Origin of the sequence: Acidaminococcus sp. CAG:542, from assembly GCF_000437815.1 — a bacterium.
Lineage (GTDB): Bacteria > Bacillota > Negativicutes > Acidaminococcales > Acidaminococcaceae > Acidaminococcus.
Genome location: NZ_FR902029.1, coordinates 2,467 through 14,430 on the forward strand (window position 1 = coordinate 2,467; position 11,964 = coordinate 14,430).

The 11,964-nt window shown below is 57.2% G+C and carries 8 protein-coding genes; all 8 read left to right on the plus strand.

Features of this window, described 5'->3' with window-relative positions:
* Positions 1-148: 148 nt before the first annotated feature.
* The 8 genes from QVO43_RS01605 (at position 149) to QVO43_RS01640 (ending at position 11,838) form a co-directional block, all read left to right on the plus strand.
* Positions 149-931, plus strand: a complete 783-nt coding sequence (locus QVO43_RS01605; protein WP_022486869.1) for an MlaE family ABC transporter permease — start codon at positions 149-151, stop codon at positions 929-931.
* A gap of 1 nt (position 932) precedes the next feature.
* Positions 933-1,685, plus strand: a complete 753-nt coding sequence (locus tag QVO43_RS01610) for an ABC transporter ATP-binding protein (protein WP_022486870.1) — start codon at positions 933-935, stop codon at positions 1,683-1,685.
* Between the two features lie 124 nt (positions 1,686-1,809).
* A complete protein-coding gene (locus tag QVO43_RS01615) occupies positions 1,810-2,511 on the plus strand; it encodes an MlaD family protein (protein ID WP_441293918.1) in 702 nt (233 codons plus the stop codon).
* The gene (locus tag QVO43_RS01620; RefSeq protein WP_288174311.1) at positions 2,427-2,975 is read left to right on the plus strand and encodes a hypothetical protein; all 549 of its coding nucleotides are present in this window, start codon (positions 2,427-2,429) and stop codon (positions 2,973-2,975) included. Before QVO43_RS01615 ends, QVO43_RS01620 begins: the two co-directional genes overlap by 85 nt.
* A gap of 97 nt (positions 2,976-3,072) precedes the next feature.
* Positions 3,073-4,365: a TolC family protein gene (locus QVO43_RS01625; RefSeq protein ID WP_022486873.1), complete on the plus strand. Its 1,293-nt coding sequence runs from the start codon at positions 3,073-3,075 to the stop codon at positions 4,363-4,365.
* Positions 4,366-4,598: 233 nt separating this feature from the next.
* Positions 4,599-8,924 carry a translocation/assembly module TamB domain-containing protein gene (locus QVO43_RS01630; protein ID WP_022486874.1) on the plus strand — a complete coding sequence of 1,442 codons (4,326 nt, stop codon included), beginning with the start codon at positions 4,599-4,601 and terminating at the stop codon, positions 8,922-8,924.
* A 183-nt stretch (positions 8,925-9,107) separates the two neighbouring features.
* Positions 9,108-11,321: a BamA/OMP85 family outer membrane protein gene (locus tag QVO43_RS01635; protein ID WP_022486875.1), complete on the plus strand. Its 2,214-nt coding sequence runs from the start codon at positions 9,108-9,110 to the stop codon at positions 11,319-11,321.
* 37 nt (positions 11,322-11,358) lie between these two features.
* Complete coding sequence (locus QVO43_RS01640) at positions 11,359-11,838, plus strand: OmpH family outer membrane protein (protein ID WP_022486876.1); 480 nt, start codon at positions 11,359-11,361, stop codon at positions 11,836-11,838.
* The last annotated feature ends 126 nt before the right edge of the window (positions 11,839-11,964 follow it).

Below are 11,964 nucleotides of genomic sequence, written 5' to 3' on the forward strand. Positions count from 1 at the left end.
TGGTCAACGGCCAGTGCCCAGTGACAAGAGACCAGTGACCGGGGGTGTGAATTTTTTCACACCCCCTTTTTTCTACATTTTTTCATCCAGATAGGTTATAATAATCAGTAACGTATTTTTGAAATCATGCAGGGAAGGAGTTGTTTCCATGGGATGTCGTGATCTTTGCCGCTGGGTGGGCCGTAAAATGGTGGACCTGTGCGCCCGTACAGGCCGGGTGGTCAACCTGTTTCTGGCAGCCTGTCAGGCGGCCGGCAGTGCGGACCGGCGGGAAGTCCTCCGGCAGATGGCCCGGCTGGGGGCTGATTCCCTGCCCATTGTGAGCATGACCATCCTGTGCACCGGTATGGTCATGTCCGTCCAGACCGCCAAGGAATTCGTCCGTTTCGGAGCGGCGGATTCCGTAGGGGGCATCGTGGCCATTGCCATGGGCCGGGAACTGTCTCCCATCCTGACAGGGGTGGTGGTGGCCGGCCGGATCGGGGCGGCCATTGCGGCGGAAATCGGGACCATGAAGGTCACGGAACAGATCGATGCCCTCCGGGTCATGGCCGTGAGCCCCATCCGCTATCTGGTGGCGCCCCGGCTCCTGGCCATTGTGCTCATGATGCCCGTGCTGGTGGTCTATGCCAACCTTGTGGGGGATGTGGGGGGCTGGTTCGTGGCGGAAAACTACGCCGGGATCAATTCCCACATGTTCCTGGAAAGCATCAGGGGATTTATTGAACCCTGGGACATTATCGGCGGGCTGATCAAAGGAGCCGTGTTCGGCGCCATCATCGCCATCATCGGCTGCCACAAGGGTCTGAACGCCCAGCAGGGGGCTGAAGGTGTGGGCATGGCCACCACCAAATCCGTGGTGCTGTCCATTATCCTGATCTTTATCGCCAACTATTTCCTGTCGGTGATCCTGTATGTCCATGGAGGCTGAAATGGAACGACCTGTCATTGAATTCCGGAATGTGGAGATGGCCTTCGGGCCCAAGGTGATCCTGGACCGGGTGAATTTTTCCGTGGCCAAAGGGGAGACCCTGGCGGTAATCGGTCCCTCCGGTACCGGCAAAAGCACTGTGCTGAAGCTGCTGATCGGCCTTTTGAAGCCCCAGGGGGGCCAGGTGCTGATCCAGGGCCAGCCGGTGGAAAAATATACGGAAGACCAGTGGAACCAGCTGCGCCAGCACATGGGCATGGTGTTCCAGTATTCCGCCCTGTTCGATTTCCTGGATGTGGGAGAAAACGTGGCCTTCGGCCTGCGTCAGCACACCAGCATGTCGGAAGAAGCCATCCAGAAGCGGGTCAGGGACCTGCTGGAAGCGGTGGGCCTTGCCGGCAACGAGCATGTGTACCCGGCCCAATTGTCCGGGGGCATGCAGAAACGGGTGGGCCTGGCCCGGGCGTTGGCTCTCCAGCCGGACATTATCCTGTACGATGAACCTACTGCCGGGCTGGACCCCATTATGGCCACCAACATCAGTCAGCTGATTCTGGATACCAAGAAAAAACTGGGCATCACCGGGGTACTGGTGACCCACGACATGGCTTCCGCCTTCCTTTGTGCGGACCGGATCCTTATGCTCAGCCATGGGCACATCGTCTTTTCCGGCACGGTGGACGAAGCCAGACATACCCGGGAACCCCTGGTGCGGGCGTTCCTGCGCAGTGATATTTTGGAAGACAAGGAGTAAGATCATGAAAGCAGATGAAGTCAAAGTCGGTGCCGTCACCCTGGGGGGCATCGTGATCCTGGCCCTGATGCTCACCTTCCTGGGGGTGTTCAGTTTTGCCGGCCGGACCTACAAACTTAATGTAATGTTCGACGATGTAAACGGCCTGAAAGTGGGCAATGAAGTCCGGTTCGCCGGGGTCCCGGTAGGGAAGGTGGATGACATCATCGTGGACGGGTCCAAGGTGAAAGTGGTCATGAAGATGGACGAAAAACAGAAGATTCCCCGTAACTCCCAGTTCAGCATCGGTATGGACGGGGTCATGGGCACCAAATTCGTCACCATCGCTCCTCCCAAAATCGCCACCGGCCTGGTGTTCAAGGCAGGGGAAACCATTACCGGCCAGCAGGCAGGGGGCATCGACAAACTGATGGATTCCTCCGGCCGGGTGCTGGACAAGCTGGAAGTGGTGGTGGATGCCTTCAGCAATGTGTTCGGAGACAAGAACGTGCAGAAATCCATGCGGGAAGGCTTTGTCCAGACCGGGGAAGTGGCCAAGAACATGAACGACTTCACCAAGGCCCTGGCCACCATGGCCCAGCAGAACCAGGGTGATATCCGCACCATGGTGGGCCAGATGAAGGAAATGTCCGTCCATATGAACAGCATTATGGACAAGGCGGATGCTGATGGAGCCACCGGTCAGAACGTGGCAGCCATGGCAGCCAATATGGCGGAAGCCAGCAAGAANNNNCAGCCAATATGGCGGATGCCAGCAAGAAGATCCAGAACACGGCGGAGGCCCTGCAGAATGTGGTCACCGACCCTCAGACTCAGCAGGACCTGAAGGAGACCATCCACCATGCCAAATCCACCACTGTGAAGGCGGACAAGATCCTGGGAGTGGTCACCGATGCCCAGGTCCAGGCGGATGTGCTGTACAATGACAAAAAAGGCAAATGGCGGACGGACATGGGAGTGAAGCTGCCCCTGAAGGAAGATACCTATGCCTATCTGGGGGTTTCGGACATCGGGGACCGGGACAAAGTGGACTTCCATTACAACAAAAAGCTGAACAAGTACATCTGGGGCCGGGCCGGTGTTATGGAAGGAGAATTCGGCGTGGGAGCCGACTGGATCCTGTCTCCCAAATTCAAGCTGTTCACCGATTTCTATGATTTCGATGATGCCAAACTGAAAGTGGGGGCGGAATGGGCCTTCAGTCCCAAACTTTCCCTGATCGGAGAGAGCATGGACGTGCTTGATCATGGTTCCGACACCACCTACCTGGGGCTTCGGGCCAGATTCTGACAAAAAGTTTAAAAAGTGTTTGGTTGACTTTACTTTTTCAACTGATTATAATAATAAAAGCTGACTAGGTAGTCAGAAAGTACAGGAGGGTCTGATTGTGAAGCATTTCCATACCAAAAGCATGATTCTGAGCGCTGTCATCCTGAGCGCCCTTTCTATCCATACAGTGGGGGCCGCCACCCCGGAAACCGTAAACCTGGATCTGGGGAAAACTGTCCGCATGGCCCTGGACAACAACTCCAGCGTCAAGATCTCTGCCGCTGAACTGGATGCGGCCAAGGCGGAACTGGACCAGGCCAAGGGGGCCCGGTGGGGGAGCATTGATTTCTCCCATACCAGCGGCCGTACAGAAAAATACCAGTCCAATGTCATCGGCAACAATCATTCCAATCAAGTGAGCATTACGGTGCCCATCTATACCGGAGGCCGTCTGGAAGGGGTCATCGACCAGGCCAAAAAGAACCTGGACTACTACCAGTATGGGATGAGCAGTTCCTACCAGACCACCCGGTACAATGCGGAAAAGGGGTACTATGATGTGCTCCAGGCCGCCAACACCGTGAACCTGGACAAGGAAACCGTGAACCGTCTGGATGAACATCTGAAGAACACCCAGGCCCAGTTTGCCGTAGGGGTAGTGGCCAAAGCCGACGTGCTCCGGTCCCAGGTGGAACTGGTCAACGCCCAGCAGACCCTGACCCAGGCGGAAAACAACTATGAAGTGGCTGTTTCCTCCCTGAACAACGTAATCGGGCTGCCCACTGCCACCCGGCTGAACCTGAGCCAGGGACTGGAATACAAACCCAACGACTACACCCTGGACAACTGCGTAACCTATGCCATGGCCAACCGGCCGGAAATCCACCAGGCGGAAGCCTCCGTGGGTATGGCTCAGGCCGCCCAGAAGATTGCCAACTCCGGCAGCCTGCCTCAGGTAAGCCTGGGAGCTTCCAACGCCTGGAGCAATGATACCTTCCCGGGCCAGAACCGGGACAACTGGACGGTGGGGCTCAACATCACCCAGAACATCTGGGACTACGGGGTCAACGCCGCCAAAGTCCGGGAAGCCAAGGCCAATGTGGTGAAAGCCCAGGAAAGCTACCGGCAGATCAGTGATCAGGTGCGCCTGGCCGTACGGACCAGCTACCTGAGCATGCGGGAAGCGGAAAAACGGATCAAGACCACGGAAGTGGCTGTGGCCCAGGCGGAAGAAGATTACCGTATCGCCCAGCTCCGGTACCGGGCCGGCGTAGGGACCAACACCGACGTAATGGATGCGTCCGTGGCCCTCACCACCGCCAAGAACAACTACATCCAGGCACTGTATGACTACAATACTTCCACTGCCCTGCTGGAACAGAGCATGGGTGTTCCTGTGGAAAACGAATAAAAGAGCAAAGAAGAGGCTGTTGCGCAGGCAACAGCCCTTTTCTTTTTCCCTCTATACCTGTTATACTTATGTTGTGTATGATAAATTAATTAATTTGCATTTCCCTTGTAAGCGCCGGGCAGCAGCCCGCGCTTTATATCCGCCCTTTTCAAGGGCGGGGGACCATGCGCAGCATGGTGGTGGGTTTCGCGATGAACGACCCACGATTCACGACAATCGATATGGAGGCCCTGATGGGTACCAAAGGTAAAAAACGGCTGGCCGTTCTGGCCGGAGTGCTGGTCCTGCTGTACCTGGTCCTGTGGAAGCTGCTCCTTCCTGCAGGGCTGGAGCGGGCCGTCCCTCTGGTGGAAAACGCCGCCGGGGAATATATTAACGGACAACTGCAAATGGAAACCATGGAAGTGAGCCCGGACCTGACCTTCACCGCCCGGAATCTCCAGCTGACCGATGCAGGCGGGAATCTGGTGGCCAAGATCCCGGCTCTGTCCCTCCAGGTGGACCCTTTGAAGTTCCTGAATGGGAGCAGCTCGGTGGGCATCCTGACCCGGATTACCCTGGATGAACCGGAATTGTACCTGGTCCAGGACGACAAACAGGAATGGAATGTGGCCCATCTCCTGAAGGAAAGCCAGAGTTCCAGCACGGATTTCAAGGCTCTCATTGCCATCCGGGACGGCCGGGTAACGCTTCAGCTTCCCTACGGCACCTGGGATGCTGGGGTGGAAGGGACCATCGATCCGGCCCGGAACCCGGACTTTGCCCTGGATCTGACGGTGACCCGGAAAAATCAGTCCATCCATGTGGCCGGGTCCCTGGACACGGACCGGCGGGGAACCCTGACCGCCCAGACAGATCTCATGGGACTCCAGGATTTCAGCCCTCTGGCGGAACAGTTCCTGCCGGTGACGGAGCTTACCGGGGCTTTGACGGATGCTTCCATCACCTGGACCAACAACGCGGCAGGCAGCCAGCTTTCCGGCCGGGCCCAGCTGCGCCAGGTGGGGGCCGTCTACAGCTGGAATGGCCATGATCTGGCTCTGGGAGCCGATGGGGGCCTTTCCTTTGATCAGCTGCGGCTGAAGGCCCGGGATCTGGAAGTGACGGTGGACGGGCAGAAAATCCGTGTATCCGGGGGCGTGGATCTGACGGATCTCCAAAATCCCCGGGCGGAAAAACTCCAGGCGGATCTGGACGATTTTGACCTGTCCGCTCTGCCTCTGGACCTGCCTGTATCCGGCACGGTCAGCGGCACTCTGGCTGTGGACGGGACCAAAGAGGATCTTACCGGCAGCGGCACCTTCACCAGTCCGGCCCTGACGTTCCAGGGCTATGAGGCGGACCAGGTGACCCTGCCCTTCTCCTTCCGGGATCACCGGGTGGAAACCGATGGGGCCAAAGCCAGCCTGGGAGGGGGTTCTGTTACGATCGAAGCCTCCTATGACTGGGAAGCCCAGGAGGGGCAGGCGGCCCTTACGGCAGACCAGGTGGACGCCGGAACCTTTGTACCCCGGTTGGGCAGCCTGATCCTGGACGGCACCCTTTATGCCGCAGGAAAGTATCAGGACGGGACGCTCCAGATGGAAACCCTTTCCAGTGATCTGTCCCTTGCCTGGGGGAACCTGAAGCTCCAGCAGATTGCCCTGGATGGATCCGTGGACGGCAGCAATTTCACCCTCAGCCGGATTTCCGGCTATACGGAAGAAGGGGGCGCCCTGGCCGGCACCGCCAGTCTGAAGGGGGGGCAGCTCCAGGGAGATATCTATATTACCGACCTGCCGGTGGATCCTCTCCTGGCCGCTGTGGGCCAGGAAGGCAAAGGTCTGCTTTCCACCCACCTGCTCCTGTCCGGTACCGCCGACGCACCGGGAGCCTTCGGGGCCTTCTCCTTCCGGGAGGGAGAACTGCTGGGCCAGACCATCCAGGAAGCCCACGGAGCTCTGGAATGGAAGGACCGGAAAGCCAGCTTCCACAAGGTGGAAGTAAACCTGGCCCAGGGCACCCATGTACTGGACGGCAGCGTGGACCTTTCCGGCAGCGAGCCTCAGCTGGACCTGACCCTGGAAACCCGGGGCATCCGGCTGGAGCCCTTCAGCGAAGCTTTCCATTCCCCCTGGCCGGTTACCGGGAATCTGACCAATACCATTGCCGTGAAGGGGCCCCTGTCCAATCCTTCTTTCACCGGCCATGTCCACGCCTGGGACGGGTCCGTAAACAAATTCCTGGTGGACGAAGTGGACGGAGACTACACCTATGACGGGAAGCTCCTTCATCTGAAAGATTTCCATGTCCAGGCTCTGACCTGCGCTGCCCAGTTCAGCGGCACCGTCAGCCGGGACGGGTTCCTGGATCTGGGGATGGACGCCAAAAACATCAACCTGCTCCGGCTGCCCTGGCTGAAGGACAGTGTGGACCTGGCCGGATTCGTGAACTTCAGCGGCAGCATTACCGGCCACACCAGCCGGCCCCTGTTCCAGGGGGTCCTGTCGTCGGATTCCGTGCTGATCAACGGAGTGGAATTCACCGGGCTGGCCCTGTCCTTCCAGAGCCAGGCCGGCCATGTAAACACCTTCCAGGGAACCTTCCAGCAGAAAACCGGCGGGGACTATGCCCTGAAAGCCAAATTCGACTTTGACCGGAAGCTGTTCCAGTGGACCGTGGACGTAACCAAAGGCAATGTCCGGTCCCTGCTCCAGATGGGGGGCATCAAAGCGGACGTGGACGGCTATCTGTCCGGACGTATTGAAGCCAATCCGGACGGCCCCCGGACTGGCATGACCATCATCGGCAAAGTGGAAGACGGGAAAGTGGCCGGAGTGCCCTTTGCTTCGGCGGATTTCGATATTTACACCCATATGGGTCTGTGGCAGATCCGGAAGCTCCAGGCCCAGGAAAGCGGCGGCGGGCTCCTGGCCGCCCAGGGGAACTTTGACATGCGGAAACGGACCATCGACCTGGAACTGGCCACCAGTGAGGCCAATGCCAAGCTGCTCACCGTGGGCATGGACAATCCTCCGGATGTGAACGGAAAACTGAACATTGTGGCCCAGCTGAAAGGGAACCTAGACGATCCCAACGGGAACTTCTCTCTGGAAATGAAGGAGGGAAGCATCAGCGGAGTGGCTTTTGACAATGTGTACGGCATGGTTACCCTCCGGAATGACATGTTCCATCTGGACCAGTTCCTGATCCAACGGGATGTGTACAAGATCAGTGCCTACGGCACTTTCCCCATGGACCTGCTCCGGCCGGTGGCCAAACGGAAGAATCCCCAGTCCCGGATGAACCTGGAAGTCCGTCTGGACAACGGGAACCTGGCCATCCTGCCCACCCTGACCAAATGGGTCCAGTGGGCGGACGGCCCCACCAGCGGCCGGGTGGATATTACCGGTACCCTGGAGGACTACAGCCTGAACGGATCCATTGATCTGGACGGGGGTACCGTAAAGTTCCGGGGCCTGGACAATACTTTCGACAACATGAAGTTCCATGGGGAATTCAGCGGCAAGACCATTACCCTGAAGGAATTCTCCACCACTACCGGGAAAAACGGCAGCATCACCGCATCCGGTTCCTATCTTCTCAATGATGTGTCCGGGAAACCCTACCATCTGAATCTGGCCATCAAGGATGTGGAACTGGTCTCTTCCATGGTGAAGGGGAAACTCAACGGGAACTTCGACCTGGAGCACAAGGAAAACAAACCCTTCCTCAGCGGGAACATCAAACTGGACAAAGGGTATCTGGGGCTGTCCGCCATCCCGGAATTCGGGGAGGGAAATTCGGACATCGGACTGGATATCGACGTGGACCTGGGGAACAATCTCCATTTGTACAATGCAGCCTTTATGGACCTGTGGCTGAAAGGCCAGTTCCACATTATGGGCAGCACGGCCTTCCCCCAGATCAACGGCAGCATCCGGGTGAACCGGGGCAGCCGGCTGAAATATCTGGGCACTCCGTTCAACATCGGGTTCGGGGAAATCTACTGGCCACGTCCCGGGACCTTTGTGCCCAATGTGAACATGTCGGCCTTTACCCGTCTGGGACAGTACAATATCCTGGCCAAGGCCAGCGGGCCGCTCAGCCTGGACAACATTGTGATCAAACTGTCCAGTGATCCGCCCCAGGATGAAAACACCCTGAAGCGGTTCCTGACCCTGAAAACCGACGACGCCAGCCTGGGGGACGATGCCTGGAGAGGTTTGGTGGATGCCGGGCTCCAGATGACCTTCCTGGCGGATGTGGAAGACGCCATCAAGGACGCCCTGGGTCTGGACGAACTGCGGATCTACAGCGGCAATGTCCAGAACCTGGTATCCTTCTCCGCAGATACCAACCGGGCCAACGAAGCCACCGGTCAGGAACGGCGCCAGTACAACGTGCTGCTGAGCCGGTATTTCGGCCGGAAGCTGCTGCTGGGCTATACCACCAGCTTCGACGGAGAAGAACATAACCTGTACGCCGGGTACCGGGTGGCTCCCAAAGTCCATCTGGGTGTATCCATCGATGAAGACAACAACCGGTGGTATGGGGTACAGTATCGGACGAGGTTTTAAAAGAAGGGACTGTTGCCTTTGCAACAGCCTGTGACCGGGGTGTGAATTTATTCACACCCCTTTTTTCACACTCCAGGACTGGAAATATTATCCCATAGAAGGTATAATAAACGGGATATGGTATAATTAATCGTTGATTTTCAAGTAGATACTGACAGCAAAAACCTGTACGGAGGGTACTCTATGAAAAAACATGTAAACTGGCGGCAGCTGTCCGTCGCTGTCCTGGCATCTCTGGCCATGACCACTCCGGTCTATGCCGCAGAAATCACCCACAGCCAGGAAGTGGAACTGGGGCCGCACAAAACGGCCGCCAAAGAAGGACAGGGCATCGGAACCATCGAGGTGGCTCCGGAGAGCCAGACTGCTGCCCAGCCGGCGGGAGCGGTTGCTCCAGCAGCTCCTGCTGAAGAAGAACAGCCCAGATATCGGGAAGTCCGCCGGAACGGTGTCACTTATATCGAAAAGGTGGGCAAGAAGAAACTGGAACAGGAAAAGGAAAAGGCCCAGGCTGATGAAGAACAGCTGGAAGCCCGGATGACCCAGCAGAAGGAAATCCAGGAAGCCCAGAACAAGCAGCTGCCGGGCCGGAGTATCCTCCAGCAGTCCGTCCTGTCCGACTATGATATCACCACCCAGGAAAACCAGTATGCCAAAGTGGAAAAGGAATCCCTTCCCTTTATCGGCCAGACTGTCACCAAGGTCACCCTGGAAGGCGCCTCCCATGAGGATCCGGCCAAACTGGCAGACGTGCTGAAGATGCCGGCCGGCACCAAGTTCACCAAGGAAGGGCTCCAGGATGATATCCGGGCTCTCTACGAAACCGGCTGGTTCTACGATATCCGTCCGGTGTTCACCAAAGTCCCGGAAGGGGTCCAGATCAAATACCAGCTGGAAGAAAATCCTGTGCTTACGGACCTGGATATTGAAGGAAACACGGTGATCTCCACCGGGGACATTAAAAAAGAACTGGATCTGCCCATCGGGAAGGTCCTGAACTCCCGGGATGTGAACATCGGCGCCCGGAAGGTGGAAAGCCTTTACAGCCAGCAGGGCTACATCCTGGCCAAAGTGGCCGATGTGCGGATGCAGCCGGACGGACGGCTTATCGTCCAGGTGGCGGAAGGGGTCATCGAAGATTTCCGGGTGAAGGGCAACACCAAGACCAAGGATTACGTGGTTATCCGGGAAATGCGCATGAAGAAGGGCGAACCCTTCAATGCCAAGAAAGCCCGCCGGGCCATGCAGAAGATCTACAATCTGGGCTTCTTTGAAGACGTGAACATCCGTCTGAACCCGGGCCAGATGCCCAATACCGTTTCCGTGGAAGTGTCCGTGGTGGAAACCAGCACCGGTACCTTCGGGATCGGCGCCGGCTACAGTGATGCCGACGGCTTCCTGGGTATGGTCAGCATCGGGGACAAGAACTTCATGGGCACCGGGGACAGTGTCAGCGCCCGTTGGGAATTCGGCGGCGACTCTGAAACCAAGGCCAACTTCGAAGTGTCCTATGTGAAGCCCTGGATCGATGACAAGGAAACTACTGCCGGCTTCACCTTCTACAACATGACCAACGAGTACGTGGACTACAATCGGGACGGGGATGAAATCGCCCGGTACTACAAGAAACGTACCGGTGAGGAACTGTTCTTCAGCCGGGTCACCGACAACGAATTCATCACCAACAGCATCACCCTGAAGAACCGGGACGACAAATACAAGAAACCCGTCAGCGGCTACGGCACTCAGTGGTTCGAAGCCGGACAAAATGGCTATGACTATATCCACGAATATCCTGACGACTTCGATTGGGACAAACACGAACGGATGAAGAAGAACTTCGGGATCACCCGGAGCATCACCTTTGCCCGTACCCTGGATACCCGGGACAACATCTACGATCCCCGGGAAGGGAAACGGACGGCCTATTCCGTGGAAGTGGCCTCCTTCGGCGGGGACTTCAACTTCCAGAAATACCAGGCCGACTACCGGTACTACTACCGGATGGGCAAGGACAATGTGTGGGCTCTCAACCTGGGAGCCGGCTATGCCAACGGGGATATGCCTCTGTCCCAGCGCTTCAGCTTAGGCGGCAGCGACATCCTCCGGGGTTACCGGGATGACCAGTTCAAGGGCAACAGCATGGTGAAGGGATCCCTGGAATTCCGGTATCCCATCATCAAGAAAGTCCAGGGGGTATTCTTTACCGATGCAGGCTACGCCTGGAACAAGGAATACGACGAATCCAATTACGACCTGGGCAAACTGAAGAACTCTGTGGGTATCGGTCTCCGGATCAATTCCCCGCTGGGTCCCATTAAGCTGGACTATGGCTACCGGCTGGAAAGCAGCGACCGTGGAGGCCGCTTCCACTTCAGCTTTGGCGGTCAGTTCTGATAAACAAATTGCATAACAAGGAAGCAGGGATAGTAAAATGATGGAATTGGCCCACAAGAAAAATGTCAAGGTCATTTCTCTGGCCATTGCGGCCATTATGGTGGTTGGGATCTTCGTCCTGGCCATCCAGGGCAAGAACCTGGGAGGCGGTGACGCCACCATGAATTCGGCCATCGGCAAAGTGAACTACAACCAGGTGATGGCTGCGGCTCCCGGTCTGGCAGATGCCCAGACCCAGCTCCAGCAGGCTGCTGAAGACAGCCGGAAGGAGTTTGAAGAAAAGTCCAAGAACATGAGCGATGCGGACAAACAGAAACTGGCTGCGGAATACCAGAAAAAACTGGAAGACAAGCAGAAGGAACTGATTGAACCGGTCAAGAAAGAAGTGGATGACGCCATTGTGGCCGTAGGCAAGACCAAGGGCCTCACCGTGGTGGTCAACCAGGGTGCTGTGGTCTATGGCGGTCTGGACGTTACGGCGGATGTAACCGCCCAGCTGAAAAAAGCCAAGAAATAATTCCGGGACAGGAGGGGATGGCTCATGGGCAGATGGCTCAGTCTTCTGCTGGCAGGTCTTCTTCTCCTGTCCGGCTGCGGTTTTTCCCGGTGGCAGCTTCCCTTCCGGCAGGACAAGCCACGGTTC